Source organism: Curtobacterium sp. MCSS17_015 (assembly GCF_003234265.2).
Taxonomy (GTDB): domain Bacteria; phylum Actinomycetota; class Actinomycetes; order Actinomycetales; family Microbacteriaceae; genus Curtobacterium.
In genome coordinates this window covers 893,320-919,907 of sequence record NZ_CP126256.1, presented here as the reverse complement: position 1 = coordinate 919,907, position 26,588 = coordinate 893,320, and the positions used below count along the sequence as shown (strand labels likewise).

At 71.9% G+C, this 26,588-nt stretch carries 23 protein-coding genes and 1 tRNA gene; 8 read left to right on the top strand and 16 right to left on the bottom strand.

Features of this window, described 5'->3' with window-relative positions; translation table 11 throughout:
• Window positions 1-10: 10 nt before the first annotated feature.
• From gatB to mnmA, 7 genes are all read right to left on the bottom strand, one after another.
• On the bottom strand, window positions 11-1,513 hold the full coding sequence (gene gatB, locus DEJ18_RS04300; protein WP_111209660.1) for an Asp-tRNA(Asn)/Glu-tRNA(Gln) amidotransferase subunit GatB: 1,503 nt from the start codon (window positions 1,511-1,513) through the stop codon (window positions 11-13).
• Window positions 1,513-3,060 (bottom strand): Asp-tRNA(Asn)/Glu-tRNA(Gln) amidotransferase subunit GatA, encoded by a 1,548-nt coding sequence (gatA, locus tag DEJ18_RS04295; protein ID WP_111080996.1) that lies wholly within the window; start codon window positions 3,058-3,060, stop codon window positions 1,513-1,515. Before gatA ends, gatB begins: the two co-directional genes overlap by 1 nt.
• A gap of 11 nt (window positions 3,061-3,071) precedes the next feature.
• Entirely contained in the window at window positions 3,072-3,371 is a 300-nt protein-coding gene (gatC, locus tag DEJ18_RS04290; protein ID WP_111080997.1) for an Asp-tRNA(Asn)/Glu-tRNA(Gln) amidotransferase subunit GatC, read from the bottom strand.
• 37 nt (window positions 3,372-3,408) lie between these two features.
• Window positions 3,409-5,700, bottom strand: coding sequence for a transglycosylase domain-containing protein (locus DEJ18_RS04285; RefSeq protein ID WP_111209659.1), 2,292 nt, complete (start codon window positions 5,698-5,700; stop codon window positions 3,409-3,411).
• A gap of 184 nt (window positions 5,701-5,884) precedes the next feature.
• Entirely contained in the window at window positions 5,885-7,228 is a 1,344-nt protein-coding gene (locus DEJ18_RS04280) for an alpha/beta hydrolase (RefSeq protein ID WP_111209658.1), read from the bottom strand.
• A 180-nt stretch (window positions 7,229-7,408) separates the two neighbouring features.
• A complete protein-coding gene (ligA, locus tag DEJ18_RS04275) occupies window positions 7,409-9,799 on the bottom strand; it encodes an NAD-dependent DNA ligase LigA (RefSeq protein ID WP_111209657.1) in 2,391 nt (796 codons plus the stop codon).
• Window positions 9,800-9,885: 86 nt separating this feature from the next.
• Window positions 9,886-10,992, bottom strand: coding sequence for a tRNA 2-thiouridine(34) synthase MnmA (mnmA, locus tag DEJ18_RS04270; protein ID WP_111081001.1), 1,107 nt, complete (start codon window positions 10,990-10,992; stop codon window positions 9,886-9,888).
• 42 nt (window positions 10,993-11,034) lie between these two features.
• On the opposite strand from mnmA, the gene DEJ18_RS04265 reads away from it, so the two are divergent.
• The 3 genes from DEJ18_RS04265 to DEJ18_RS04255 all read left to right on the top strand — a co-directional run bounded on the left by DEJ18_RS04265 (window position 11,035) and on the right by DEJ18_RS04255 (window position 13,375).
• Window positions 11,035-12,354: an MFS transporter gene (locus DEJ18_RS04265; protein ID WP_111209656.1), complete on the top strand. Its 1,320-nt coding sequence runs from the start codon at window positions 11,035-11,037 to the stop codon at window positions 12,352-12,354.
• A 113-nt stretch (window positions 12,355-12,467) separates the two neighbouring features.
• Window positions 12,468-12,547, top strand: a tRNA-Leu gene (locus DEJ18_RS04260).
• Between the two features lie 159 nt (window positions 12,548-12,706).
• Complete coding sequence (locus DEJ18_RS04255; RefSeq protein ID WP_111209655.1) at window positions 12,707-13,375, top strand: DedA family protein; 669 nt, start codon at window positions 12,707-12,709, stop codon at window positions 13,373-13,375.
• Window positions 13,376-13,525: 150 nt separating this feature from the next.
• Here DEJ18_RS04255 and rdgB read toward each other — a convergent pair whose 3' ends face one another.
• From rdgB to murI, 3 genes are all read right to left on the bottom strand, one after another.
• Window positions 13,526-14,122 (bottom strand): RdgB/HAM1 family non-canonical purine NTP pyrophosphatase, encoded by a 597-nt coding sequence (rdgB, locus tag DEJ18_RS04250; protein ID WP_111209654.1) that lies wholly within the window; start codon window positions 14,120-14,122, stop codon window positions 13,526-13,528.
• Entirely contained in the window at window positions 14,119-14,868 is a 750-nt protein-coding gene (gene rph, locus DEJ18_RS04245) for a ribonuclease PH (protein WP_111081005.1), read from the bottom strand. Before rph ends, rdgB begins: the two co-directional genes overlap by 4 nt.
• An 82-nt stretch (window positions 14,869-14,950) precedes the next feature.
• Window positions 14,951-15,790 (bottom strand): glutamate racemase, encoded by an 840-nt coding sequence (gene murI, locus DEJ18_RS04240; RefSeq protein ID WP_111081006.1) that lies wholly within the window; start codon window positions 15,788-15,790, stop codon window positions 14,951-14,953.
• A 99-nt stretch (window positions 15,791-15,889) separates the two neighbouring features.
• Between murI and DEJ18_RS04235 the strand changes: the two genes are divergently transcribed.
• Window positions 15,890-17,176, top strand: coding sequence for a nicotinate phosphoribosyltransferase (locus DEJ18_RS04235; protein WP_111209653.1), 1,287 nt, complete (start codon window positions 15,890-15,892; stop codon window positions 17,174-17,176).
• A gap of 31 nt (window positions 17,177-17,207) precedes the next feature.
• On the opposite strand, the gene DEJ18_RS04230 is transcribed toward DEJ18_RS04235, so the two are convergent.
• The 3 genes from DEJ18_RS04230 to DEJ18_RS04220 form a co-directional block, all read right to left on the bottom strand.
• Window positions 17,208-17,471, bottom strand: coding sequence for a DUF3039 domain-containing protein (locus DEJ18_RS04230; protein WP_111081008.1), 264 nt, complete (start codon window positions 17,469-17,471; stop codon window positions 17,208-17,210).
• A 142-nt stretch (window positions 17,472-17,613) separates the two neighbouring features.
• The gene (locus DEJ18_RS04225) at window positions 17,614-19,179 is read right to left on the bottom strand and encodes an ABC transporter permease (protein WP_146241479.1); all 1,566 of its coding nucleotides are present in this window, start codon (window positions 19,177-19,179) and stop codon (window positions 17,614-17,616) included.
• Complete coding sequence (locus DEJ18_RS04220) at window positions 19,155-20,411, bottom strand: ABC transporter ATP-binding protein (RefSeq protein ID WP_258376846.1); 1,257 nt, start codon at window positions 20,409-20,411, stop codon at window positions 19,155-19,157. Before DEJ18_RS04220 ends, DEJ18_RS04225 begins: the two co-directional genes overlap by 25 nt.
• 325 nt (window positions 20,412-20,736) lie before the next feature.
• Here DEJ18_RS04220 and DEJ18_RS04215 point away from each other — a divergent pair, with 325 nt between their 5' ends.
• The 4 genes from DEJ18_RS04215 to DEJ18_RS04200 all read left to right on the top strand — a co-directional run bounded on the left by DEJ18_RS04215 (window position 20,737) and on the right by DEJ18_RS04200 (window position 23,499).
• A complete protein-coding gene (locus DEJ18_RS04215; RefSeq protein ID WP_110823712.1) occupies window positions 20,737-21,432 on the top strand; it encodes a phosphocholine cytidylyltransferase family protein in 696 nt (231 codons plus the stop codon).
• Window positions 21,433-21,493: 61 nt separating this feature from the next.
• Window positions 21,494-22,318 (top strand): ABC transporter permease, encoded by an 825-nt coding sequence (locus DEJ18_RS04210; RefSeq protein WP_181434120.1) that lies wholly within the window; start codon window positions 21,494-21,496, stop codon window positions 22,316-22,318.
• Window positions 22,318-23,088 (top strand): ABC transporter ATP-binding protein, encoded by a 771-nt coding sequence (locus tag DEJ18_RS04205; RefSeq protein WP_111081010.1) that lies wholly within the window; start codon window positions 22,318-22,320, stop codon window positions 23,086-23,088. The genes DEJ18_RS04210 and DEJ18_RS04205 overlap by 1 nt, the downstream gene beginning before the upstream one ends.
• A 108-nt stretch (window positions 23,089-23,196) precedes the next feature.
• Window positions 23,197-23,499: a hypothetical protein gene (locus DEJ18_RS04200; RefSeq protein WP_111081011.1), complete on the top strand. Its 303-nt coding sequence runs from the start codon at window positions 23,197-23,199 to the stop codon at window positions 23,497-23,499.
• Between the two features lie 20 nt (window positions 23,500-23,519).
• Here the strand turns inward: DEJ18_RS04200 and DEJ18_RS04195 are convergent, their stop codons facing one another.
• From DEJ18_RS04195 to DEJ18_RS04185, 3 genes are all read right to left on the bottom strand, one after another.
• The gene (locus DEJ18_RS04195; RefSeq protein WP_111209737.1) at window positions 23,520-24,752 is read right to left on the bottom strand and encodes a CDP-glycerol glycerophosphotransferase family protein; all 1,233 of its coding nucleotides are present in this window, start codon (window positions 24,750-24,752) and stop codon (window positions 23,520-23,522) included.
• Window positions 24,753-24,829: 77 nt separating this feature from the next.
• Window positions 24,830-25,738 (bottom strand): glycosyltransferase family 2 protein, encoded by a 909-nt coding sequence (locus tag DEJ18_RS04190; protein WP_111209651.1) that lies wholly within the window; start codon window positions 25,736-25,738, stop codon window positions 24,830-24,832.
• Window positions 25,735-26,583 carry a CDP-alcohol phosphatidyltransferase family protein gene (locus DEJ18_RS04185; protein WP_111209736.1) on the bottom strand — a complete coding sequence of 283 codons (849 nt, stop codon included), beginning with the start codon at window positions 26,581-26,583 and terminating at the stop codon, window positions 25,735-25,737. Before DEJ18_RS04185 ends, DEJ18_RS04190 begins: the two co-directional genes overlap by 4 nt.
• Window positions 26,584-26,588 lie beyond the last annotated feature (5 nt).

The window sequence follows — 26,588 nt, the reverse complement described above, 5'->3', positions numbered from 1 at the left end:
GGGGACGTGCCTACTGCTGCTGTGCGCGCTCCAGGACCAGCTCACGGACACGCGCCGCGTCCGCCTGGCCCTTCATGGCCTTCATCACGGAGCCGATGATCGCGCCGGCGGCCTGCACCTTGCCGTCACGGATCTTCTGCAGCACGTCGGGCTGTCCGGCCAGGGCCTCGTCGACCGCGGCGGTCAACGCCGAGTCGTCCGAGACGACCTTCAGCCCACGTGCCTCGACGACCTGGGCCGGCGAGCCCTCGCCGGCGATGACGCCCTCGAGGACCTGACGCGCGAGCCGGTCGGTGAGGTCGCCGGACTCGACGAGCGCGATGACCTCGGCGACGTGCTCCGGGGACACGAGGTCACCGGGAGCGGCGTCCTGGGCGTTGGCGACGCGGCTGATCTCGCCGGTCCACCACTTGCGGGCGGCCTGCGGAGCGGCACCGGCGGCGAGGGTGGCCTGGACCTCGTCGAGGAGCCCGCCGTTGACGACGTCCTGGAACTCGAGGTCGGCGAAGCCCCACTCGCCCTTGAGACGACGACGACGTGCGACCGGAGCCTCGGGCAGCGCGGCGCGCAGTTCCTCGATCAGGGCGGGGTCGGGCACCACGGGCAGCAGGTCCGGCTCCGGGAAGTACCGGTAGTCGTCCGCGTCCGACTTCGGTCGTCCCGCCGACGTGCGCCCGGTGTCCTCGTGCCAGTGCCGGGTCTCCTGCGTGATCGTCCCCCCGGCGGCGAGGATCGCAGCCTGGCGCTGGATCTCGTAGCGGATGGCACGTTCGACCGCCCGGAACGAGTTGACGTTCTTCGTCTCGGTGCGGGTGCCGAGCTTCTCCTGGCCCCAGGGGCGCAGCGAGATGTTCGCGTCGCAGCGCAGGTTCCCGCGCTCCATCCGGGCCTCGGAGACGCCGAGCGCACGCACGAGGTCACGGATGACCTGCACGTACGCGGCACCGAGCTCGGGCGCGCGCTCCTTCGCGCCGATGATCGGCTTCGTGACGATCTCGACGAGCGGGACGCCGGCACGGTTGTAGTCGACCAGGGAGTACTCGGCGCCCTGGATGCGACCGGTGGCACCGCCGACGTGCGTCAACTTGCCCGCGTCCTCCTCCATGTGGGCGCGCTCGATCGGCACCTGGAAGATCGTGCCGTCGGCGAGTTCGACCTCGACCTCGCCCTCGAACGCGATGGGCTCGTCGTACTGCGAGATCTGGTAGTTCTTCGGGTTGTCCGGGTAGAAGTAGTTCTTCCGCGCGAACCGCGAGCTCTCGGCGATCGAGCAGCCGAGCGCGAGCCCGAGCTGGATCGAGTAGCGCACGGCCTGCTCGTTGACGACCGGCAGTGACCCGGGCAGCCCGAGGTCGACCGGGGTCACGTTCGTGTTCGGTTCGCCGCCGAAGAAGTTCGGCGCGTCCGAGAACATCTTGGTCGCCGTCGCGAGTTCGACGTGCACCTCGAAGCCGAGGACCGGTTCGAACCGCTCGATCGCCTCGTCGAAGTCCATGAGTGCGTCCTTGGCCATCAGATGACACCTTCCTCTGCGGCGGACTGCTGTGCGGCGTCCAGGTTCGGGATCCGGGAGATGAGCGGGGCGCCCCACTGCTGTTCGAGCAGGCGCTCGAGGGCGGCGCCGACCCGGTAGAGCCGGGCGTCCTCGCGCTGCGGGGCCATCAGCTGGACACCGGTCGGCAGGGAGTCCTCGGGAGCCAGGCCGTTCGGGATGCTCATGCCGGGCACGCCGGCCAGGTTCGCCGGGATCGTGGTGAGGTCGTTGAGGTACATCGCGAGCGGGTCGTCGATGCGCTCACCGATCTTGAACGCCGTGGTGGGCGCCGACGGGCTGATGAGCAGGTCGACCTGGTCGAACGCGGCGGCGAAGTCCCGCTGCACCAGCGTGCGGACCTTCTGCGCGCTGCCGTAGTAGGCGTCGTAGTAGCCGGCGCTCAGCGCGTACGTGCCGAGGATGATGCGGCGCTTGACCTCGGGACCGAAGCCGGCCTCACGCGTGGCGGCCATGACGTCCTCCACCGTGGCCCCGCCCTCGGGGGTGACCCGCAGGCCGAAGCGCACGGAGTCGAACTTGGCGAGGTTCGACGACGCCTCGGCCGGGAGGATCAGGTAGTACGCGCTGATCGCGTAGGCGAACGACGGAGCGTCGATCTCGACGACGACCGCACCGGCGGACTCGAGCAGCGCGACGGTCTCCTGGAAGCGCTGGGTGACGCCGGCCTGGAAGCCCTCGCCACCGGCGAGCTCCTTGACGACGCCGATGCGGACGCCCCGGAGCGAGTCGGCCTGCAGGCCCTCCCGTGCGGCGGCGGCGAACGACGGCCACTCCTGGCGGAGCGACGTGGAGTCCTTCGGGTCGTGCCCGCCGATGACGTCGTGCAGGAGCGCGGCGTCGAGGACGGTGCGGGACACCGGGCCGATCTGGTCGAGGCTCGACGCGAGCGCGATCGCGCCGTACCGGCTGACGCCGCCGTAGGTCGGCTTGACGCCCACCGTGCCGGTGACGGCACCGGGCTGGCGGATGGACCCGCCGGTGTCGGAGCCGAGGGCGATCGGCGCTTCGTGCGCGGCGACCGCGGCGGCCGAACCACCGCCGGACCCGCCGGGGATCCGGTCGAGGTCCCAGGGGTTGCGGGTCGGACCGTACGCCGAGAACTCGGTCGACGAGCCCATCGCGAACTCGTCCATGTTGGTCTTGCCGAGCGGCACCAGGCCCGCGCGGCGGAGCTTGGCGACCGGGGTGGCGTCGTACGGCGGCACCCAGCCCTCGAGGATCTTCGACCCGGAGGTGGTGGGCATGTCCTGCGTGCACAGGACGTCCTTCACGGCGATGGGCACGCCCGCGAGCGGCCCGAGGTCGTCCCCGGCGGCACGGCGCGAGTCGATCGACTTCGCCGCGGCGAGGGCGTTCTGGTTGACGTGCAGGAACGCGTGGACGTCCCCGTCGACGGCGGCGATGCGGTCGAGGTGCGCCTGGGTGGCCTCGACGCTCGAGACGTCGCGGGCCACGAGGGCGTCGGCGAGCGCAGCGGCGCTCAGCGTGGTGATGTCGTCGGTCACTGTTCTTCCGCCTACTGTTCTTCGCCGAGGATCGCGGTCACCCGGAAGCGCTCGCCGTCCGAGTCGGGGGCGCCGGAGAGCGCCTGCTCCTGGGTCAGCGTCTGGCCGACCACGTCGGGGCGGGAGACGTTCTCGAGCGGGACCGGGTGGCTCGTCGCGGGGACGTCCGGGGTCGCGACCTCGGTGACCTTCGCGACGCTGTCGACGATGAGTGACAGCTCCTCGGTCATCTTCTCGATCTCGTCGGGCGTGAGTGCGATACGTGCGAGGTTCGCCAGGTGGGCGACCTGCTCGCTCGTGATGTCAGGCATGGTGCTCCGTCGATCGGTTCGTGGAATGCCGCCCAGTCTATTGGGAGCGCTGAGCGGGGGTCGGGTCACCCACGCCGGGCAGCGCCGCCTGCCCGGCGCCGCCGGCCGACTCCGGGCTCGTCGGCGCCGGCGACTGCGGCGACGGCACCTGCGTCCCCTGCTGCGCACTCGCTCCGGGCGCCGCTCCCGCCGCCACACGAGTGCCGATCATCGCCGGGTCCGGTGCCGGCAGCGCGTCCCCGCCGATGACGCCGTCCAGGTAGGCCATCATCTGCTTGCCGACCCCGAACTTCGCGCTGTACCCGGTCCTGCCCTGCAGGAACGGCCAGTCCGCCAACCGCACGTGCCCCTGCACGTTGCCGATCCACGTGGCGTTCGTGTACTTCGTCGACGAGGTGACGAGCCAGTTCTGCTCGTCGCCGTCGGTGGTGCCCGTCTTCGCGAACTTGGGCACCGCGTCGCCGGGGTCCGCACTCGCGGCGGTCCCCTTCCCCGCCAGCACGCCCTGGAGCGCGGAGTCGACGGTGCCCGCGACCTGGGCGCTGACGCCGCGCGTGCACGTCGACGGGGTCGGTCGGATCGTGGCGCCGCTGGCGGTCGTGACGGAGTCGATCGTGGTCGGCGTGCAGACGACGCCGCCGTTCGCGAAGCCGGCGTAGGCCTCCGCGAGGTCGATCGGTGACAGCGGGTTCGTCCCCAGGACCGATGCCGGGTTCGAGTCGGGCGCACTGCCGTCGGCCTGGTGGATGCCCATCGCCTCGGCGGTCTTCTGGATGCCGCACAGGTCGAGTCGCTTCGCCATCGCACCGAACGCGGTGTTGATCGACTCCACGGTGGCCTCGAGCACGCTCATCGACGCCGGCACGACCTCGGCGTTGGCCACCTGCCACGGCTCGCCGCCGAGCGGGCTGCAGGAGTTCGTGAACTCCGACTGCGGGAACCTGTGCTCGGTCGTCGACACCGACTCGGACAACGTGTGTCCGTTCGCCAGCCAGTCCGCCAGCGTGAAGACCTTGTAGGTGGAGCCGGTCGGGAAGCCGCCCGAGCTGCCGACGGCCTGGTCGGCGTTGTAGTCGACCGCCGTGGCACCGGCGGCCGGCGCGTCCGACTGCGTGTAGTCCGTGTTCTGCACCATCGACAGCACGCGCCCGGTCCCCGGCTCGACGGTGACGTTCGCGCCGCCGGCGTCGACGCCCGCCATGGTGGTGGGGACGTACGACGACAGCGCTGCCTGCGCGGTGTGCTGCAGGTCGAGGTCGAGCGAGGTGTGGATCGACAGCCCCTTCGTGTCGAGCGTCGCGATCCGGTCCGAGGCCGTCTTGCCGAACGCGGGGTCCGCGAGCACCTGTGACCGGACGGCGTCGCAGAAGTACCCCGCGTCGTACTCCGTCGCGGCGCTCGAGCACCCGTTCGCGGTGTCGGTGATCCGCGGGGTGATCGGCGTCGCCACGGCCTTGCGCAGCTCCGCCGACGAGATCGTCCCGTGGGCGTGCATCCGGCGCAGGACGTAGTCACGCCGGACCTTCGTCAGCCGGTACCCGTTCGCGGCACCGTTCGCCGTGCTGTCCGGCTCGTCGATGCGCAGGTACGACGGGTTGTTGAGGATCGCCACGAGGGTCGCGGACTGCACGAGGGAGAGGTCCGCCGCGTGCACGCCGAAGTAGTACTCCGCTCCGGCTTCCGCCCCGTAGACGCGTCCGCCGAGGCCGACGATGTTGAGGTACCCGGTCAGGACCTGGTCCTTCGTGTACTTCTCGTCCACCGCGATCGCGTACCGGATCTCCTGGAGCTTCCGGGCCTTGGTCTGGCCGGCGACCTTGTCGTAGCAGGCGTCCACCTTCGTCTTGGTCGACGCCGGGTCCGTGCCGGTGAGCTGCTCACACTGCTGCACGAGCACGTTCTTCACGTACTGCTGCGTGATGCTCGACCCGCCCTGGACCCCCGCGTGCAGGGCGTCGGCGATGGTGGCTCGGATGGTGCCGACGACGTCGATGCCGCCCTCGTCGCGGAACCGCGGGTCCTCGGTGTCGATCGCGGCCTGCTTGAGGGTGTCGGCGATCTGCGAGGACGTCACGTCCGTGCGGTTCTCCGCGTAGAACGAGGCGATCGGGACGTCCTTGCCGCCCTGCTTCGCGTACACCGTCGAGAGTTGCTGCGGGGTCTGGATGTCGAGGTAGCTCGGCAGGTCCTCGAAGAACTCCGCGGCCCCCGAGGCCCCCTCGCCCGCCACCGCCACCGTCGGCGTCACCGCGACGGCGACCAGCAGCCCGGCGAGCACGGACATGACGACGAACATCAGGAAGGCCCCCGGCCGGCGCGCGATTCGCATGTCGAGGACGGTAAGGAGCCGTGCTGGGTCCGGTCTGCTGCGCGGCGCCCCGCGACTGCGCAGCCCCACAGGAAGGGCCGAGACCGGCCCGGACCGACCCCGACGCCGCGGCTTGGAGGCACGGATCGCCTGCCAGCGCGCCTCCGGTCACGATCTGGTCACGTCTGCCTGCCCCGGGTGACGGTCAGTCGCGAGGCTGGAGGTCCTGCGGGCGGACGAGGTACATGTCCGGGGTCGCCTGCACGACACCGCCGTCCGGCCCGTCGCCCTCGCGGTGCTCGCCCCGGACCAGGTCACCCCGCCCCACCGCGATGAGCGCCACGTCGTGCAGCGAGGCGGTGCCCGGTTTCAAGTAGTCGTTGTGCCCGAAGGGCTGGCGGAACACGTCGCCGCGTCCGTCCGGGTCGTCGGTGGCGAGGAGGTCGAGCCGTGCCGCCCCGAAGGCGGCGAGTCCGGGGTCGGTGCCGAAGAAGCCCGTCCCGGCGACCGGATCCCAGTGGGCTCCACCGACGTACACCTCTCCCGGGGTCACCGCGAGCTGGTCGGCCGTCGTCACCGAGCTCCCGGGGGATCCGAGCATGGTGAGGCTGTCGACGGAGACCCGTCCCGACGACAGCGCGATCATCGCCGTGGTCGACCCGTACGAGTGCGCCACGACACCGAGCCGCGGTTCGTGGCCGGTGCGGACGGAACGGATGCCGTCGAGCGTCCGGACGAGCCGGTCCGCGCCGAGGTGCGCGAGGTCGAGCGACATGAAGTCCGAGATGCCCGGCGTGCGGTACCCCATCCAGGCCAGGACCGCCACCCCGGCGCCGTCCGCCGGAGCCGCCACGGGAGCGAGGGTCGCCTGCTCCCGGTACACGTCGCCGGCCGTCGCGGTGAAGTCCGCCATCTGCCCGTTGACGGTGAAGAAGATGCCCGGGACGACGACCGAGACGTGCCCGGCCGTGCCGATGTCCCCCACCGAGATCGCACACCGACCGCTCCCCCGGGTGTCGAGGGTGACGAGGTACTTGCGGGGGTCCCCCGGCTCCTGCGCCAGTGACTCCTGCACCTGCCCGAGCATCGCGGTGAGCGCGGTCGAGGCCTGCGGATCGGCGAGCCTCGACGTCAAGACCGCGCGGTTCGCGGCATCCCGGACGTCGAACGGCACGCCGTCGAGGTTCCCGACCACCACCGGGGCGTCATCGGTGAGGACCGTCCGGCTCGCGGGAGTGAGCGCTGCCCACCATGCGGTGACGAGCGTGCTGCTCGGCGGGTCGTCCATCGCGGTCGCGGTCACCCGGGCGTCCGAGTCGGCCGCCCGGAGGACCGTCGGCGGCGCTGCCGCGAGGACGTCGAGCCAGGCCTGGCCGGACGCGGCCGCCAGGGCGTCGACGGCTGGGCCGGGCGCGATCTCGGGAGGCGCGTGTCGCATGGGCGCGGACGCCGCCACCCGGGCGTCGGTACTCGTGGGCACGGCCGTGGCCTCGACCACTCCCAGTGAGTGCATCGAGGCGGTCAGCAGCGCCGCGGCGATGAACAGCAAACGGGTCTCCCCCTGGAAGGCCAGCCTGTCGTTCCCCTGCAGACGACAGGTGATGCTCTGTCGAGTGTAGGGAGAACGGCCCTTCGGGGGTCATGCGGGATGCAACTTGTCCCTCGAACTGGGGACACCCGCGGGCGCGTCGCAGCGGCCGGATCCCGCTCCGACGTGCAAGCGGTCGGGTCAGCGGGCGTCGTCGGCTGCTGCCTCGGCGTCGGTTGCGGTGACGGCCCCGGTTCCACCGTCCTCGTCCGTGCCCTCCGCCGGAGCGTCGGCGAGTGCCGCCGGCCCCTCGGTGACGAGGACGGCGAACTGGGCGGCATCGATGACCCGGACGCCGAGCTGCTCGGCCTTCGCGAGCTTCGAGCCCGCACCCGGACCGGCGGCGACGAAGTCGGTCTTCTTGCTGACGCTCGAGGCTGCCTTCCCACCGGCGGCCATGATCGCCTCGAGTGCGCCCTCTCGCGTGAAGCCCTCGAGGGACCCCGTCGCGACGACGGTCACACCGCTGAGGACGCCGCCCTCGGCGACCGCGGCACCGGGACCCGGGTGACCCGGCGTGCTGAGCTGCACGCCCGCGGCCGTCCAACGGTCGACGATCTCGCGGTGCCAGTCGACCTCGAACCAGTCGAGCAGCGCATCCGCGATGATGCCGCCGACGCCGTCCACCGCGGCCAGGTCCTCGCGCGAGGACGAACGGATGGCGTCGAGCGAGCCGAAGTGGTTCGCCAGGGCCCGGGCGGCCACCGGCCCCACGTGTCGGATGTTGAGGCCGACCAGGATGCGCCACAGCGGCTTGGTCTTCGCGGCGTCGATGTTCGCGAGCATCTCGAACGCGTTCTTCGACGGGTAGCGGGTCGGCTCGCCGGTGTAGTCGGCGCCGCGGGCGTCAGGGTCGTACGGCGGGTCGGTCTTCTTGCGCGCCCGGCTGAACGGGGTCACCCGCTTCGGGCCGCCGCCGTCCTCGGTCTTCTCCATGCCGGTCTCGGCGTCCCGCACGATGACCTCGATCGGGACGATGTCCTCCATCGTGAGGTCGAAGAGACCGGCCTCGGTCACGAGCGGCGGGGTCTCCGGGTGGACCGGCTGCGTCAGGGCGGCCGCCGCGACCTCGCCGAGGCCCTCGATGTCGAGTGAGCCGCGCGAGGCGATGTGCTCCACCCGCCCGCGCACCTGGGCCGGGCAGCTCTCGGCGTTCGGGCAGCGGAGGTCGATGTCGCCCTCCTTCGCCGGGCGCAGGGGCGTGCCGCACTCCGGGCACTCGGTCGGCATCACGAACTCGCGCTCGGTGCCGTCACGGAGTTCGACGACGGGCCCGAGGACCTCGGGGATGACGTCCCCCGCCTTGCGGAGCACGACCGTGTCGCCGATCAGGACGCCCTTCGCCTTGACGACCTGCTGGTTGTGCAGGGTGGCCTGGCGCACGACGGACCCGGCGACCTCGGCCGGCTCCATCGACGCGAACGGGGTGGCACGCCCGGTCCGTCCGACGCTCACGACGATGTCGAGGAGCTTCGTGTGGACCTCTTCCGGCGGGTACTTGTAGGCGATTGCCCAGCGCGGGGCACGGGAGGTCGAGCCGAGCTCCTCGTGCAACGCGAGGTCGTCGACCTTGATGACGATGCCGTCGATCTGGTGCTCGACCGCCGACCGGCGCTCCCCGTAGTCCGTGACGAACCCCAGGACGTCCTCCACCGAGTCGAACACGCGGTGGTGCGTGCCGGTCGGCAGTCCCCACTCGTGCAGGAGCTCGTAGACCTCGGACTGCGCCCGGACGTCGGTGTCACGCTCGAGTTCGCGGACCGGCCAGGCGCCGATGCCGTGCACGAGCATCCGCAGTCGGCGGAGCCGGTCGACCATGAGCTCGCGCTTCGCCGGCGACTTGCCCTCTTCCTTCTGCCGGAGCGACCCCGCGGCGGCGTTCCGTGGGTTCGCGAACACGCGCTCACCCGCATCACGCTGCCGGGCGTTCAGTTCGTCGAACTGCGCGACCGGGAAGAAGATCTCGCCACGGACCTCCACGAGGGGCGGGTGTCCGGTGCCGGCGAGCCGGTCCGGGATGGTGCCCATCGTGCGGACGTTGCCGGTGACGTCCTCGCCCACGACGCCGTCGCCACGGGTCGCCGCCGAGACGAGCCGGCCGTGCTCGTACCGCAGGTTGATCGCGAGCCCGTCGATCTTCAGCTCGGTCAGGAACCGGACCCGCTCCGCCCCGGCGTCACGCTGGACCTTGAGCGCCCAGTCCGTCAGCTCGTCCGGGCTGAACACGTTGTCGAGGCTGAGCATGCGTTCGGCGTGCTCGACCGGGGCGAACTGCGTCGTCTGCGCCTGCCCGCCCACGGTCTGCGTCGGGCTGTCCTCGGTCAGCAGCTCCGGGAACCGCTGCTCGATCGCGTCCAACCGGCGCATCATGGCGTCGTACTCGGCATCGGCGACCGGGGAACCGTTGCCCTCGTAGTAGGCGTGTCGGAGCTCCGTGACGCGGGCGCGCAGCCGTTCGACCTCCCGAGCGGCCTGCGCGGCGTCGAGCCCCGCGGGGTCGATGGTCTCGAAGGTCGCGTCGGTGTCGCTCATGTGTCAGTTCTACCGCGCGCCACCGACCCTGGTCGCACCGTCCGCGCTGGCCGGGAGCGCCGCACGCGGACGGCGTGGGACGGGAGTCAGGCGGGGACGGGCGCCGCCGACACGGTGGTGTCGATCGTGCACTGCCCGAGCACCCGCGTCCCGACGTACACGACCGCGGTCTGCCCGGGCGCGACGCCGGAGAGCGGCGCGTCGGGGACGATCACGAGCGCGCCGTCCTCGACCCGTGCGGTGGCGGGCTCCGGATCGGCGTGGGCGCGGATCTGCACGTCGCACCGGAACGGCTCCGACGGGTCGGCCGGTGCCGCACCGGCCCAGGTGTAGCGCGTGCCGGAGAGCGAGGCGACGTCGAGCGCCTCCTTCGGTCCGACGACGACGGTGTTGTCCTTCGGCCGGATCTCGAGCACGAACCGGGGCTTGCCGTCGGCAGCGGGACGACCGAGGGCCAGCCCGCGGCGCTGCCCGACCGTGTAGCCGTGCGCACCCTCGTGCGAGCCGACCACGGTGCCGTCACGCTCGACGACGTCACCGGTCGCGCTGCCCACGCGGTCGGCCAACCAGCCACGGGTGTCGCCGTCGGGGATGAAGCAGATGTCGTACGAGTCGGGCTTCTGCGCGACGGTGAGGCCGCGGGCAGCAGCCTCGGCCCGGACCTCGTCCTTCGAGGGCGTGGCCCCGAGCGGGAACATCGCGTGCCGGAGTTGCTCGGCGGTCAGGACGCCGAGCACGTAGGACTGGTCCTTCGCCCACGCCGCCGAACGGTGCAGTTCACGCGACCCGTCCGGGCCGGTGACGATGGAGGCGTAGTGGCCCGTGCAGACGGCGTCGAAGCCGAGGGCGAGCGCCTTCTCGAGCAGCGCGGCGAACTTGATGCGCTCGTTGCACCGCATGCAGGGGTTCGGGGTGCGGCCGGCCTGGTACTCGGCCACGAAGTCGTCGACGACGTCCTCCTTGAACCGCGCCGAGAAGTCCCAGACGTAGTAGGGGATGCCGAGTGCGGCGGCGGCCCGCTGAGCGTCCATCGAGTCCTCGATGGTGCAGCACCCGCGGCTGCCGGTCCGGAGAGTGCCCGGCATCCGGCTGAGCGCCAGGTGCACGCCGACCACGTCGTGACCGGCCTCGACCGCCCGGGCAGCCGCCACCGCCGAGTCGACCCCACCGCTCATCGCCGCCAGAACACGCATGCGTCCAGGGTAACTCCGACACCGGCGTACCGTTGCTCGACGATGACGAGCACTCCGAACGACTCCTTCGACCTGCGGGGCGTCCTGCTGTCCGGGTTCCTGCCCGCGGCGCTCTTCGCGATCGGCGAGGGCGCGATCATCCCGATCATCCCGATCGCGGCGGACTCCCTCGGAGCCAGCCTGGCGATCGCCGGCTTCGTCGCCTCGCTGATCCTGGTCGGCGAGCTCATCGGAGACGTCCCCTCCGGCGTCGTGGTCGCGAGGATCGGCGAGCGGAACGCGATGATCGGCGCCGCCGTCGTCTCGGTGCTCGGCCTGCTCGTCTGCACGGCGGCCCCGAACCCGCTCGTGCTCGCGGTCGGGGTCTTCCTGGTCGGCCTGTCGACCGCCGTGTTCGCACTCGCCCGACACGCCTACATGACCACCGCGATCCCGCTGCGGATCCGGGCGCGGGCACTGTCGAGCCTCGGCGGCGTGTTCCGGTTCGGGTACTTCGTCGGACCGTTCCTCGCGGCCGGCGTCGTGCACCTCACCGGGACGACGCAGAGCGCGTTCTGGGTGCACGTCGTGTGCTGCCTCGGCGCAGCCGTGGTGCTCCTCGTCATCCGCGACCCCGCGACGGGCGCGCGCGGCCTGCAGCGGCCGACCCGGGCCTCCCGGCCGGCACCCGCCGACGCGACGGACGGACCCCGCACGACGGACGGGTCCGCGACGGGGACGCCCGACCACGAGGGCGAGCAGTTCGTCAAGGAGGAGTCCGAAGGCCTCTTCCGCACCCTCCGTTCCCACCACCGGGTCCTCGTCCGGCTCGGCAGCGGCGCCGCGCTCATCGGCGCGATGCGCGCCGGTCGCCAGGTGATCCTGCCGCTCTGGGCGGTCGCCGTCGGCCTCGACGACTCGGCGGCCGCGCTCGTGATCGGCATCGCGGGGGCCGTCGACTTCGCGCTGTTCTACACGAGCGGGCAGATCATGGACCGCTGGGGCCGCCTGGCGAGCGCCCTGCCCTGCATGCTCGGCCTGAGCATCTGCTACTTCCTGCTCGCCTGGAGCGACCACCTCGACGCCCGCGTCGGCTGGTTCATCGCGGTCGCGATGGCCATGTCCCTCGCGAACGGTGTCGGCTCCGGCATCCTCATGACGCTCGGCGCCGACCTCGCGCCGGCCGACCGTCCGGCGCCGTTCCTCGGCGCGTGGCGCTTCACCGGCGACCTCGGTTCCGCCGCGGCACCGCTCGTCATCTCGGGCGTCACCGCGGTCGCGACGATCGCGGTCGCGAGCGGTGTGATGGGCGTGCTCGGTCTGCTCGGCGCGGGCATCCTGCTCCGGTACGTGCCGCGGTACCTGCCGCGGTCGCTGCGCTGACGAGCCCCGCGCGCCCCGGTCGCGGCGTAGCCGGTCCCGACGTGACGTCGGCACCGTCCGGGAGGACCGCCCACCGTCCGCCGGACGGGCTCCTGCGTACACTGGGTCGGCCAGCGGGAGTGGTGGAATCGGTAGACACGCAGGATTTAGGTTCCTGTGCTTCGGCGTGAGGGTTCGAGTCCCTCCTTCCGCACCGGGGACCGCCGTGTCGGCGAGCGGCGCCGTGCCCGTCCGCTCGCCGTGCGGCGGGGCCGACGACGTCACCCTCGCGACGGATGGGCCGGACACGCCCGCACGGTACCCTCGGTCCGGCGGGTGCACTGTCCGCCCTCGTCCGCCGACCGGAAGAACCATGCACTCCGTCGCACTCGCCCTGATCCCCTGGCTGGATCCGCAGTACATCCTCGACCACTTCGGGGCGTTCGCCGTGCTCGTCGTCTGCGCGATCATCTTCGCCGAGACCGGCCTGCTGGTCGGTTTCATCTTCCCCGGGGACAGCCTGCTCGTCATCACGGGCCTGTTCGCCTTCGACCGTGACGGGCAGATCGGCGGGATCCCGATCTGGGCCGTCGCGCTGATGATCGGTGCCGCCGCGTTCATCGGCGGGGAACTCGGCTACTACATCGGCAAGAAGGCCGGACCGCCGGTCTTCGAGCGCAAGGACAGCGGACTGTTCTCGAAGGCGAACGTCGACCGGACGAACGCGTTCTTCCACCGGTACGGCGCCCTCGCGGTGATCCTCGCCCGCTTCGTCCCCGTCGTGCGGACCTTCGCACCGATCGCGGCCGGGGTCGGTCGGATGGACTACCGCAAGTACTCGCTGTACAACGCCGTCGGCGCCGTCGTCTGGGGGGTCGGTGTGACCTTCCTCGGGTACTTCCTCGGCTACATCCCCGCCGTCGCGTACATCGTGCGCAACTACATCGACGTGATCCTGCTGGCGGCCGTCGTCGTCACGGTGGTCCCCGCCCTCCTCACCTACTTCCGCAACTCCCGAAAGGCGAAGCAGGCCGAGCAGTAGGAGCCGGCGGGCCCGCGTGCGAGACGGGCCCGTCGGTGCGGGACGCCGCGAGAGCACCGAGACGCCGCCGGACCCGGCGGCGTCTCACGTCCTCGGCGGCGTCGCGCCCCGACGGAGGCGTCTCGGCCGACACCCGGACGCGCCGTGCGGCTACCGCTCCGCGCCCTGGAACCACTCGCGGACGATGGGCGCGATGCCCCGGAACGCCTTCGACCGGTGGCTCAGCGCGTTCTTCTCGGCGCGGGTCAGCTGCGCCGCCGATCCGTCCGCGTCGTCCGGTCGGAACACCGGGTCGTAGCCGTGACCGCCGTCACCGACGGGCTCGGTCGCGACCTCGCCGTTCCAGACCGCCTCGAACACATGCTCGGTACCGGACGGCGTCACGAACGCCGCGGCGCAGACGAAGGCCGCGGTCCGCTCGACCACGCCCTCCAGGTTCTGCAGGAGGAGCGCGATGTTGTCCGCGTCCACCCGGGTCCCGGCGTACCGGGCGGAGTGGATGCCCGGTGCACCGCCGAGCGCGTCGACCGCGATGCCGGAGTCGTCCGCGAGCGCGGGCAGCCCCGTGTGCGCGACCGCAGCACGGGCCTTGATGAGGGCGTTCGCCGCGTAGCTGTCACCGTCCTCGACCGGCTCGGGCCCGTCGTAGGCGACGAGTTCGATCCCGCCGAGCGCGTCCCCGAGGATGTCCCGCAGCTCGACGACCTTCCCCTGGTTGTGCGTCGCGAGGACGACCGTGCCGGTCACGAGGCCAGCCCCAGGGCCGCGCGCTGGACCGCGGCGAGCGAGGCGTTGCCGGCGAGCCCGAGGTCGAGCAGCGCGTCCAGCTCGTCACGGTCGAACGGCGCGTGCTCGGCGGTGCCCTGGACCTCGATGAACTTCCCCGACCCGGTCGTGACGATGTTCATGTCGGTGTCGGCGCGGCTGTCCTCCTCGTACGCCAGGTCGAGCATCGGCACCCCGCCGACGATCCCGACCGAGATCGCCTGCACGCTGTCGGTCAGCGGCGTCGCCTTCTTGCCGATGAAGCCCTTCGACCGGCCCCACTCGATCGCGTCCGCCATCGCGACGTACGCGCCGGTGATCGACGCGGTGCGGGTGCCGCCGTCGGCCTGCAGCACGTCGCAGTCGAGGACGAGGGTGTTCTCCCCCAGGCCCTTCATGTCGACCACGGCACGCAGCGAGCGGCCGATGAGCCGCGAGATCTCGTGCGTGCGGCCGCCGACCTTGCCCTTGATCGACTCGCGCTGCATGCGCTCGTTGGTCGACCGCGGCAGCATCGAGTACTCGGCGGTGACCCAGCCGGTCCCCTTGCCGGCCATCCACCGCGGCACCCCGTTGGTGAACGAGGCGGTGCAGAGGACCTTCGTGTTGCCGAACGAGATGAGGGCGCTGCCCTCGGCCTGGGTGCTCCAGCCGCGCTCGATGGTGACGGGTCGGTGGTCGGTGGTGGTGCGGCCGTCGATGCGGGCGGGTCCGTCGGTGGCGTTCATGGTGTTCCTCTCGGTCCGGCCTGGAGGCTCGGTGCGGGTGGTCCGGTCGTCGTGCGCCCGCCGGGTGGCGGCGCGGGCATGGTCAGCGCGGGGCGCGCGGGAGCGTGATGGCGCCGGTCTCGAGGTGGCCGACGCTCGCGACCTCGGGCCCGAGGAACCGGCGGGCGAGTCGGATGAAGCCGGCCGGGTCGGCGCCGGTCGCCTCGAACGAGTGGCTCGGGGGCTCGGTGCTCGTGCGCTCGAGCCCGTGTTCGACCAGGCGTCGGTAGACGTCGCTCGCGGTCTCCTCGGCGCTCGAGACCAGCGTGACGTCCGGCCCCATGACGTACTGGATCGCGGCGGACATGAGCGGGTAGTGCGTGCAGCCGAGCACGAGGGTGTCGACGCCGGCGTCCCGCACCGGGGCGAGGTAGCCGGCGGCGACCTCGCGGAGACCGGCGGACGAGGTGTCCCCCGCCTCGACGAACTCGACGAAACGGGGGCAGGCCGCGGTGGTGAGGGTGACGTCGGCGGCGACCGCGAAGGCGTCCTCGTAGGCACGGGAGGCGATCGTCCCGATCGTGCCGATCACACCGATGCGGCCGGTGCGGGTCTGCTTGACGGCGGCGCGGGCCGCAGGCTGGATGACCTCGACGACGGGGATCCCGACGGCCTGCTCGTACCGTTCCCGGGCGTCGCGGAGCACGGCCGAGGACGCGGTGTTGCAGGCGATGACGAGCGCCTTGACGCCCTGGTCGACCAGGTCGTCCATCACCTGCAGCGCGTACCGCCGGACGTCGGCGATCGGCTTCGGGCCGTACGGCGAGTGCAGGGTGTCCCCGACGTAGCGGACGCTCTCGCGGGGCAGCTGGTCGATGATCGCCCGGGCCACCGTGAGCCCGCCGACGCCGCTGTCGAAGACTCCGATCGGTGCATCCGTCACGGTGACCAGCGTACCGACGCGCGCCGACCCGCCGTCGCGCTCCGGGCCTCCAGGGTCCGATCCGTGCCTGTCGGCCCGGTCCTGGCTAGGGTCGGTGGGGTGACCACCGCGCTCCTCACCGACCAGTACGAACTCACCATGGTCGACGCCGCGTTGAAGGACGGCACCGCCGACCGCCGCTGCGTCTTCGAGGTGTTCGCCCGCCGCCTGCCGGACGGGCGCCGGTACGGCGTCGCCGCCGGGCTCGGGCGGTTCCTCACCCAGCTCACGGAGTTCCGGTTCGGCGACGAGGAGATCGGCTTCCTCCGTGACCGTCGGGTGATCGACGAGGGCACCGCACGCTGGCTCGCCGACTACCGGTTCACCGGCGACGTCCGCGCCTACCGCGAGGGCGAGGTGTTCTTCCCGAACTCCCCCGTCCTGCAGATCGAGGGCACCTTCGCCGAGGCCGTGATGCTCGAGACCCTCGCGCTCAGCGTGTTCAACGCCGACTCGGCGATCGCCTCCGCCGCGGCCCGCATGGTCTCCGCCGCCGACCGCCGACCGCTCGCCGAGATGGGCTCGCGCCGCACCGGCGAGTGGAACGCGGTCGCCGCTGCCCGGGCCGCGTACATCGCGGGCTTCGGCGCGACGAGCAACCTCGAGGCCGGGCGCACCTGGGGGATCCCCACGATGGGCACCGCCGCGCACGCCTTCACGCTCCTGCACGACTCCGAGGAGGCCGCCTTCCGGTCGCAACTCGACGCCCTCGGCAGCGGCACGACGCTGCTCGTCGACACGTACGACATCGAGGCCGCGGTCGAGACGGCGGTCCGCCTGACGGACGGCAAGCTCGGCGCGGTCCGCATCGACAGCGGCGACCTGCCGTCGGTCGTCGCGAGCGTCCGCGCGCAACTCGACCGGCTCGGCGCGACCGGCACGAAGATCACGGTCACGAACGACCTGGACGAGTACACGATCGCCGCGCTCCGTGCCGCGCCGGTGGACTCCTACGGCGTCGGCACCTCGGTCGTGTCGGGCTCGGGACACCCGGCAGCCGGCATGGTGTTCAAGCTCGTCGCGCACCACTCCCCCGCCGGCGAGTGGGTGCCGGTCGCCAAGAAGTCGGCCGACAAGGCGTCGACCGGCGGCCGCAAGGAGGCGGGACGCCGTCTGCGGAACGGCATCGCGACGGCGGAGGTCGTGCTCACCTCCGGCTCGGTCGGGCCGGACGAGCGCGACCTGCTCGTGCCCGTGGTCACGCACGGCGAGGTGGACCCGGCGTTCCTCGGCGTCGCGGGCGTCGAGGCGGCGCGGGCGCACCACAAGCGGGCGAAGGCCGAACTGCCGGCGGACGCGGAGCGCATCGGTCGCGGCGACCCGGCGATCCCGACGCTCGTCATCTGACCCCGCGGGCGGGCGCGCCTGCAGCCCGGTGCTACTCGGACTTCATCCGCTCGTAGATCTTCTTGCAGTCGGGGCAGACCGGGAACTTCTCGGGGTCGCGGCCCGGGATCCACTTCTTGCCGCACAGCGCCTTGACGGCCTTGCCGGTCAGGGCGGACTCGAGGATCTTGTCCTTCTTGACGTAGTGCGAGAACCGCTCGTGGTCGCCGGGCTCGATCGCCTCCTCTTCCAGGAGCTTCTCGAGTTCGCGGTCCATCACGTCGAGGCCGCCACCACCGGGTTCCGTCGTGCTCATGACACCAGCGTACGTCGCCGTCCGCGGTCGCGCTGCCTCCGCGGGCTCCGGTCCCGCCCTGCCCGGTCGCGTGCGCCGGGTGGGGCGCCCGGGGTCCGGTGCGCCGGGTCGGGCGCCGCGGTCCGGTCCGCGGTGCGCCGCGTCAGTTGCGCTGCGCAGCGGCCAGGAGGTCCGGACCGCGTCGGTCGAACACCGCACCGCCGACGACGACGCCGACCACGAGCAGCACCAGCCCGACGCCGACGCCGAGCCAGAGGGTGGGCCAGGCGTCGCCGCCGTCGAGCAGGACCACGGCCGCGGACCAGCCGGCGGGGACCATGCAGACGAGGGTGCCGAGCACCATCAGCGTCTGCGCGACGGTGGCCGTGGCGCCGGCGGCCTGCGGCTGCTGGAAGGGGTGGTCGCCGGGCCGGACCGTCGGGTAGGGCAGCACGACCGACACGATGCTCGACAGGCCGAGTCCGCCGAGCAGCGCACTGACCGAGACCCCGACGAGCAGCGGGAAGGCGATCGGGTCGCCGTACAGGGTGGCCGACAGCCAGGCTCCGACGACGAGCAGCGGCAGGCCGACCACGATGAGCGGGACCAGACGGCCGAGGCGGTCCGTCCACCCCGGGGCACCCGAGGCGACGTGCAGCCAGACGGCCGTGTTGTCGTAGGAGACGTCGTTGTGCGGCAGGAACCCGGCGATGAGCGCCATGAGCGGCAGCGGTGCGAGCGCGGTCCACGCCCACGGCACCCCGGCGACGCCGAGCGGCACCACCACGAGTGGCACGAAGACCAGGATGAGGTACGAGCTGCGGTACCGCGGGTCGCGACCCCAGTAGGTCAGCGCCCGGGCGGCGACCGCACCGAGGGGGGTGGACCCGAGCCGGTCGAACCAGCCGAGCGTGCGGTGGTGGCGCGCCCGGGTCTGCCCCGACACCGTGACGAGCAACCGTCCGACCAGCCCCCACCAGGCGAGCGTGAGCACCCCGACGACGGCGAGTGCGACGGCGAGCTTGCCGACGGCGGCGCCGACGTGTCCGCTCGCCGCGTCTGCCGGGACGGCCCACGCGGCGCCCCACGGCGTCCAGCCGGCGACGTCGGCGATGCGCTGCAGTTCGGCGCCGGAGGCGTCGATCCAGTCGGGACGGAGCAGCAGCGGCACCGTGGCCACGAGCAGCACGACCACGACGAACGCGACGGACCAGGCAGCGTCCTGGACGCGGTGTGCCGGGAAGAGCCACGCGCCGACGGCGCTGCCGACCCGGAGGAGCAGCGCGGTCGTCGCGACGACGAGGACGGCCGCGAGGACGCCGAGGAGCGCCGGGCCGACCCCACGGCTCCACGTCACCACCTGTGCGACGGCGAGCACCGCGACCGCGAGCACCGGGATGCCCAGGAGTCCGGCGAGCCCCAACCCGACGGCGAGGTCCTTGCGACCGATGCCGTGCACGGCGAAGCGCCGCGGGTCGAGCGGGTCCGCCACCCCGACGGCGAGCGGGACGACCGTGCAGCCGACGGCGACGGCGGCACCGACCAGCACCACGACGGCCCGGGCGGCCGCGGGGTCGGCGGCGCGGAGGTCGACGAACACGGACGCGACCCAGACGGCGACGACGAGGGCGGCGAGACTGCCGAGCACGACGGCCACGGACCGGCGGGCTCCCCTGCGGACCTCGCCCGCGAGCAGGTCGGCCCTCAGCCGGAGAAGCTGTGCAACCATTCCATGCTCTCCGCGACGGGGCGACCGCCGGCGAGTTCGACGAACGTGTCCTCGAGGCTGCGGCGCCCGCGCACCTGCGCCATGGTGCCGGCGGCCAGGACCTTGCCACCGACGATGATCGCCACGGAGTCGCAGGTGCGCTGGACCAGCTCCATGGAGTGGCTGGAGAGCACGACGGTGCCGCCCCCGGCGGTGTACCGCCGCAGGATGTCGGTGATGGTCGTCGCGCTGACCGGGTCGACGGACTCGAACGGTTCGTCGAGCACGAGCACGCGCGGCGAGTGGATGAGCGTGGCGGCGAGGGCGATCTTCTTCGCCATGCCGACGGAGTAGTCCGCGACGGGTCGGCCGAGGGCGTCGCCGAGACCGAACGCTTCGGCGAGGTCGGCGCTCCGGCTGCGAGCGGTCGCACCGTCGAGCCCGCGGAGCGTCGCCGAGTAGAACAGCATCTGCGCGCCGGTCAGGCGGTCGAAGAGCCGGAGCCGGTCCGGCAGGACGCCCATCGCCCGCTTGGCAGCGGTCGGGTCCGCCCACACGTCGTGGTCGAGCACGGTCACCGAGCCGGCGTCGGGACGCAGGAGGCCCGTGAGGATGGACAGCGTCGTCGTCTTGCCCGCCCCGTTCGGACCGACCACGCCGAAGATCGAGCCCTTGCGGATCTCGAGGTCGACATCGTCCGCCGCCAGGGTCTGTCCGTACCGCTTGACGAGGCCGTCGGCACGGAGCACGACGGGCTGCTGTGGCACGTTCGGACGCGCGGTGGGCCGCTTGGTCGACGGCCGTGCGCTCGTCGAGGCGCCGGATGCACCGGACGCGTCCCGAGCGCCCGTGCCCGAACCGTCCCGCGCCTCCTGTCCGCCGCGCTCGGCCCGCTGCTCGGGCGTGCGCGCCGCTGCTGCCCCCTGCGGGCGTGTCGCCCGTCCGGAGCGCTTCTTGCCCTTCTTCACCGGTCGCGCCGGGGTCGCCCCCGCGGCGGCCGTCGGCGGGGCGTCCGCCCCGGCGCCTTCCGGGGCCTGGACCGCACTGCCGGTCGTCTCGTCCGTCATCTCGTCACCCGCGGGCGCACCCTGCGCACCCGTGTCCCCCGTGTCGTCGTGGTCGCCGCTGCCCGTCCTCGAGCCAGCGGTACTGCCCGTCCCCGGGGCAGCGTTCGCGTCGTCGTCCTGATCGGCCGTCCATGTGGCGTCCGACGTGCTGTACACGTCGTCGTCTCCCGTTGTTCCTGCCGACACGAGCCCAACCGTACCAACGGTTCCGACCGCCCGCTGGGCCGCGTCCGGCCGGGTCACGATCCGAACACGATGCCGGGCGAGCCGTACCCCGATCCCGGCTCGTTCCGTATCATTCACCGAGACACGATGCAGTGTTCACCACTCGGAAACCCGTCCGGACGAGCCGGAGCGGTCGCCGTACGGAGCGCACGTCGCTCCGGATCACGCGATCCGCGGCGTTCTCGCACGGATGACGAGCAGACTCGAAGAGTCCACCCAGCCCCACACGGAGCGCCCCCCGGGCGACTCCACCGCACGGGGCGGGCGGACACCGGAAGGGACAAGCATGACCACGCAGATCGTGATCCTCGCAGCGGGGATGGGCAGCCGCCTCGGGCGCAGCCTGCCGAAGCCGCTCACCGAACTCAGCGACGGCCGCACCATCATGCAGCAGCAGTTCGACAACATCCGCGCCGCCTTCGGGTCGAGCGCCCGGGTGACCATCGTCGTCGGCTACAAGTCGGAGTACATCGTCGAGGCGTTCCCCGAGGCGAACTTCGTCTACAACGAGTCCTACGACTCCACGAACACCTCGAAGAGCCTGCTGCGCGCCCTCAAGGCGACCGGCAAGAGCGGCGTCCTCTGGATGAACGGCGACGTCGTCTTCGATCCGATGGCCCTCGTCCGTGCCGCCGACATGATCGACGAAGGTCGCTCGTTCGTCAGCGTCAACACCGAGAAGGTCTCCGACGAAGAGGTCAAGTACACCGTCGACGCCGAGGGCTTCATCGCGAAGCTGTCGAAGAAGGTCGTCGGTGGGCTCGGTGAAGCCGTCGGCATCAACTACGTCTCGGCGGCCGACAAGCAGGCCCTCGTGCGCCAGCTCGGCCGGGTCGACGACCAGGAGTACTTCGAGGGCGGCATCGAGGCTGCCATCGCCGAGGACGGGCTACGCTGGACGCCGATCGACATCTCGGACCTCTACGCGGTCGAGATCGACTTCGCCGAGGACCTCGAGCGCGCGAACGACCTGTTCGCCTGACCAGCGTCAGGACCCCCTGGTCGTCTCCTCCCTCCGGCGTCGTCACGGCCGGAGGGAACCCATGAGTGGAACGCGCACGCAGTCAGCCGCCGTCGCGGCGTCACCGATGCGGTCCCGTGGCGCGGGCCGCCGGTACCGTCAGGCGCTCTGGCTGCTGACCGTCCGCGACCTGCGTGTGCGGTACTCGACGTCGGCCCTCGGGTACTTCTGGTCGATCCTCGACCCACTGGTGATGTCGGCGATCTACTGGTTCGTCTTCACGCAGGTGTTCCACCGCGGGTCGGTGGGTGAGGAACCGTACATCGTGTTCCTGCTCACGGCCCTGCTGCCCTGGATGTGGTTCACCGGCGGCGTCTCGGACTCGACCCGTGCCTTCATCAAGGAGTCGAAGCTCATCCGCTCGACGACGATCCCGCGGAGCATCTGGGTGGCGCGGATCGACGCGTCGAAGGCCGTCGAGTTCCTGCTGAGCATCCCGGTGCTCGCCGTCTTCGCGGTCGCCACCGGCGCGCACCTGCACTGGCAGGCCGTGCTCTGGCCGCTCGCGATCGTGCTGCAGGCCACCCTCGTCTACGGTCTGGGGCTCATCGTGGCGCCGCTCGTGGTCTTCTTCCGGGACCTCGAGCGCGCGGTGAAGCTCGTGCTCCGGTTCATGTTCTACGCGTCCCCGATCATCTACGGCACGCAGGCGCTCCCCCCGGTGCTGCACGACCTCGCCGCGATCAACCCGCTCAGCGGCATCTTCGGCATCTACCGCTCGGCGTTCTTCCCGGGCCAGCTCGACTGGGTGGAGGTGGCCGCATCGGTCGTCGTCACCGCGGTCGTGCTCGTCGTCGGGGTCGTCGTCTTCCGCCGAAGCGAGCACCGCGTCCTCAAGGAGCTGTGATGGCCACGACCGAACCCTCCGTGACCGCGAGCACCACCGCACCGGTGATCTCCGTCACCGACGCCGGCATCCGGTTCAAGCGCAACCGTCGGGCGAGCCGGAGCTTCAAGGACCTGTTCGGACGCGGACAGCGCCGCCGCAAGGCCGACGAGTTCTGGGCGTTGCGGAACGTGTCGTTCGACGTGCGCCCGGGCGAGGCGATCGGCGTCGTCGGTCGGAACGGACAGGGCAAGTCCACGCTGCTGAAGCTCGTGGCGCAGGTGATGCTCCCGGACGAGGGTCGCGTGCACGTCGGTGCCGGTGTCGCCCCCCTCATCGAGATCACCGGCGGGTTCGTCGGGGACCTCACCGTCCGCGACAACGTCTTCCTGACCGCCGGCCTGCACGGCATGTCGCGGGCCGAGATCCGCGACGCGTTCGACGAGATCATCGCCTTCGCCGAGATCGGCGACTTCGTGGACACCCCGTACAAGCACCTCTCCAGTGGCATGAAGGTGCGGATCGCCTTCGCCGTGATCTCGCGGCTGGACGAGCCGGTGATCCTGGTCGACGAGGTCCTGGCCGTCGGCGACAAGGCCTTCCGCGAGAAGTGTTACAAGCGCATCGAGGAGCTGCTGGCCGGCGGGCGCACGCTGTTCTTCGTCTCGCACAGCGACAAGGACCTGCGCCGTTTCTGCGACCGCGGGCTGTACCTCGACAAGGGCCGTCTGCAGTTCGACGGGCCGATCGACGAGGCCCTCGACCGCTACAACGCGGACCACGGGGCCTGAGCGCCTCTCCTCCACAACCCGGGCCTCCCGCAGCGCGCTCCACAGCCCGGTGTCCTCCGGGGGGCCGGCGGGGCCCCGACGTCGGACCCCACCCCTAGCGTGCTGCCCATGCACCACCCCAGCACCGCCTACCCAGTCCCGTTCACCGTCGACCGATCGGCCGCCCCACGGCGGTACGAGATCACCAACACCAGCAGCGAGACCCTCGACGGCATCGACCTGACGCATCTGGGCACGGGGTACTCCCCGCCGCTCGTCGTGCGTCGGCTCGAGCCCGGCCGTGGGTTGTCCCTCGCCGTGTTCGGTGCCGCCCCGGACGAGACCGGCGTCGTCATCGTGCGGTGGCGCCGACCGGACCGCTCCGAGTACCTGTGGCGGATGTCCCTGGCCGGGCCCGGGCTCGCTCCCTGATCCGCAGTCGGTCCGGGTCCTCAGCGACCGGAGCGCTCGGCGGCGACCTCGTGCCAGCGTGCGACCAGGCGGTCGACCGCGGCGTGGAAGCGCGAGGTCGCCGCACCGGGCGTCGTGTCGCCGAAGTAGCGCTCGACCCAGTGCCGCAGGCGAGCGAGCTGCTCGGCGTCGTTCGCGGCCCGGTCCACGCGCGCGAGCACGTCTCCGGCGTCCTCGGCCCGGAGCCAGTCGGCGTCGGACAGGTACCCGCGCTCGTCGACCTCGGCGTCCGCGGACACCGGACGGGTCACGAGCAGGGGCCGCCCCACGGCGAGCCGGTCGTAGATCATCGCGCTGATGTCGGTGATCGCGACGTCGGCGCCCGCGAGCTGCCAGCCCAGCGTCGGCCCGTCGTCGTACACGTGGTGCGCCGACGGGTCGGCGGCGTTGGCCGCGGCGATGGCGGCGACGATCCGCTCGTGGGCGGCCTTGTACCCGGGGTCGACCACGCCGCTCCGGGGATGCGGCCGGTACACGAAGCGGTGCTGCGGCGACGCGAGCACCCGCTCGGCGATCGTCGTCCCGTGGCTCGCGATGGACCCGTAGGCCGCAGCGCCGCGGTCTCCCTCCCACGTCGGTGCGTAGAGCACGACGGTCCGCTCGTCGGCGGGGTACGGGGGCTCCCCCACGAAGTGGTCCGCCTGGGGACGGCCGATGGCGATCGTCCTGGCGTCCAGGTCGTAGTCCCACAGCGCATCGGCGAGCCGGTCACGGGCGGCGTCACCGGCGATCAGGGCGTAGTCGTACGCCTTGAACTGGTTCGTCGTCATGTACATCTTGTCGCTCTCACCGTGGTTCACGAAGACGTGCCACATGCGCCCGTACCGCATCATCTGGAAGTTCCGGGCGTTCTGGTTGACGTAGAGCACCGTCTTCGGCGACTGCTCCGCGACGAACCGCTCGAGGTCCACCACCTGCCGTGCGTAGACGACGGGGACCGGCGACTCGTCGAGCAGCGCCAGCATGGTGCCGGGGCTCCGCGACACGATCGCGACCCCGCGGTGTCGGGACAGTTCGGCCAGCGGGCCGTACCACTGCCGGATCTGGTACATGTTCACCGGTCCGTCGGCGAAGTACACGGCGATCTCGACGGAGCCGGGCGCGGGCGTCGGTGCCGAGGGCAGCCGGCGGGCCAACCGGCCGCGCACCTGCCGCGACCGCACCAGCCGGAGCACGAGACGGATCGCGGTGCGGGCGTCGTTGACGATGGCCATGCTGTGCTCCTGGGCGCTGGTTCGGTGGAGTCGGGTCGGCACGGTGTGGACCGTGTCGGGACGGGTCGGCTGCGGGATCAGACGACGGGCGGTCGGCCCGCCAGCGTCATCCGTCCGATCGTCAGCCATCCCATCACGTGCACCGGACCGCAGTCCGTCCGCCAGCCCTCGGCGACGCCGGCGAGCCAGGTCGCGAGGCGTCGCGGCGAGCGCCACCACCGGAGCGCCTGGATCGCGGCCCAACTGCCCACGTAGAGCGGTTGCAGGACCGCTGGGAGGTTCCGTCGCGCCAACCACACCCGGTTCCGGGCGTTCAGCCGCACGTACTCGCGGTGCCGTGCGGGATCGATCGCTGGGTGGTTCGCCACGAGGTCCCCCGCGTACCAGGTCCGTCGTCCGGCGTCCCACACCCGCCACGCGAGCTCGATGCCCTCGTGCGCGTAGAAGTACTCCGCTCCCCAGCCGCCGACGGCACGCCAGACGTCCATCGGCAGGACGACGGCGCCCTCCCACACGGAGAACACCGGCGAGCTCTGCTCCGGGTCGCCCTTCCGGATGCGGGGCACCCAGCGCCGGGGGTTCGCCGCGCCGCTCGGATCGACGACCCGCGGCTGCACGAGGCCGAGCGACGGGTCCTGCTCGAACAACGCGATGGTGTCCCGCAGGAACGTCGGCGACGGCACCGACGCGTCGTCGTCGAGGAAGAACAGGTAGTCGCCGTCCACCACGGCCGCCCCGGCGTTCCGGCCGGCGGGGATGCCGAGGTTCTCCGGCAGCGCCAGTGCCCGGACCCCGTCGGGCAGGTCGACGGGCTCCCAGCCGTTGCCGACGCAGACCACGTCGAGTTCGACGTCCTGCTGCGCCAGCACGCTGTCGAGCCCGCGCCGGAGGTCCTCCGGCCGGGTGCCCTGCGTGAGACTGACGACGGCGACCCGAGGGCGGTCGCGGTGCGGTACCGCGTGGCGTCGGTCGGTGCCGCCGGTCACGCGCGGACCCGCTTCGAGGAGATGATGGCCAGGAAGTGGCCGGCGGTCGCCAGGACGGCGAGCGGCAGGAGCGCCCCGACCAGGATCCGGTCGGCCAGCGGGTGCCCGATGACGAGCGCCACCAGGGCCACGACGAACGTGATGATCGTCAGCTCGACCGAGTGGTAGAGCCGGTGGAACGGCAGGAACCGCGCGACGCGGCGGAGCGAGGCCAGGCGGGCACCCGACGGCGCGGTCGCACCGTCACGGCGGTCGGCGAGCTTCTCCATCCCGCCGTGCGCCCGGGCGACGTGAACCATGTCGTTGAGGGCCTTGTTGAGCACGATCACCAGACCGAGGGCGCACCCGATCGTCGTCCACATCCAGTCGACGCCCTCGATCGGCCACGTCGCGGCGCGGACACCGAGGGCGATCGGGATGAGTCCCTCGGTCGTGTAGTGCCCGACCTTGTCGAGGAAGATGCCGGCGGGCGACCGGGTGCCGCGCCACCGAGCGACCTCGCCGTCGGAGCAGTCGACGAGCATCTGGAGCTGACCGAGCACGAGGGCGATGAGCGCACCCCAGATGCCCGGGATGAGCAGTGCGGCCGCGGTCGACCAGCCGACCAGGATCATCAGGCCCGTGACCTGGTTCGCGCTGACCCGGGTCCGGAGCAGCACGGACGTCAGGTAGGGCGAGATGTCCCGCAGGTAGAGCGAGGCCGTCCAGTGCTCGGCGTTGGCGCGTGCGCGGACCTCGTCCGGCTGGGCCACGGCGCGGAGTTCCGCGATCGAGGTGGGACGTGCGAACCCGTGGCTGTCCCGGGGACCCGGCGCAGCGCCGTTCCCGAGGTCGTCGTCGGCCATGTCGG

What these genes read in the sequence shown, in the direction of transcription:
- gatB (WP_111209660.1), bottom strand. Translation starts at nt 1,513, where the DNA reads ATGGCCAAGGACGCACTCATGGACTTCGACGAGGCGATCGAGCGGTTC.
- DEJ18_RS04195 (WP_111209737.1), bottom strand. Translation starts at nt 24,752, where the DNA reads ATGGCCATCGTCAACGACGCCCGCACCGCGATCCGTCTCGTGCTCCGG.
- ligA (WP_111209657.1), bottom strand. Translation starts at nt 9,799, where the DNA reads ATGAGCGACACCGACGCGACCTTCGAGACCATCGACCCCGCGGGGCTC.
- DEJ18_RS04210 (WP_181434120.1), top strand. Translation starts at nt 21,494, where the DNA reads ATGAGTGGAACGCGCACGCAGTCAGCCGCCGTCGCGGCGTCACCGATG.
- gatC (WP_111080997.1), bottom strand. Translation starts at nt 3,371, where the DNA reads ATGCCTGACATCACGAGCGAGCAGGTCGCCCACCTGGCGAACCTCGCA.
- DEJ18_RS04255 (WP_111209655.1), top strand. Translation starts at nt 12,707, where the DNA reads ATGCACTCCGTCGCACTCGCCCTGATCCCCTGGCTGGATCCGCAGTAC.
- DEJ18_RS04215 (WP_110823712.1), top strand. Translation starts at nt 20,737, where the DNA reads ATGACCACGCAGATCGTGATCCTCGCAGCGGGGATGGGCAGCCGCCTC.
- DEJ18_RS04265 (WP_111209656.1), top strand. Translation starts at nt 11,035, where the DNA reads ATGACGAGCACTCCGAACGACTCCTTCGACCTGCGGGGCGTCCTGCTG.
- DEJ18_RS04205 (WP_111081010.1), top strand. Translation starts at nt 22,318, where the DNA reads ATGGCCACGACCGAACCCTCCGTGACCGCGAGCACCACCGCACCGGTG.
- DEJ18_RS04200 (WP_111081011.1), top strand. Translation starts at nt 23,197, where the DNA reads ATGCACCACCCCAGCACCGCCTACCCAGTCCCGTTCACCGTCGACCGA.
- DEJ18_RS04185 (WP_111209736.1), bottom strand. Translation starts at nt 26,583, where the DNA reads ATGGCCGACGACGACCTCGGGAACGGCGCTGCGCCGGGTCCCCGGGAC.
- DEJ18_RS04225 (WP_146241479.1), bottom strand. Translation starts at nt 19,179, where the DNA reads ATGGTTGCACAGCTTCTCCGGCTGAGGGCCGACCTGCTCGCGGGCGAG.
- DEJ18_RS04285 (WP_111209659.1), bottom strand. Translation starts at nt 5,700, where the DNA reads ATGCGAATCGCGCGCCGGCCGGGGGCCTTCCTGATGTTCGTCGTCATG.
- mnmA (WP_111081001.1), bottom strand. Translation starts at nt 10,992, where the DNA reads ATGCGTGTTCTGGCGGCGATGAGCGGTGGGGTCGACTCGGCGGTGGCG.
- rph (WP_111081005.1), bottom strand. Translation starts at nt 14,868, where the DNA reads ATGAACGCCACCGACGGACCCGCCCGCATCGACGGCCGCACCACCACC.
- DEJ18_RS04230 (WP_111081008.1), bottom strand. Translation starts at nt 17,471, where the DNA reads ATGAGCACGACGGAACCCGGTGGTGGCGGCCTCGACGTGATGGACCGC.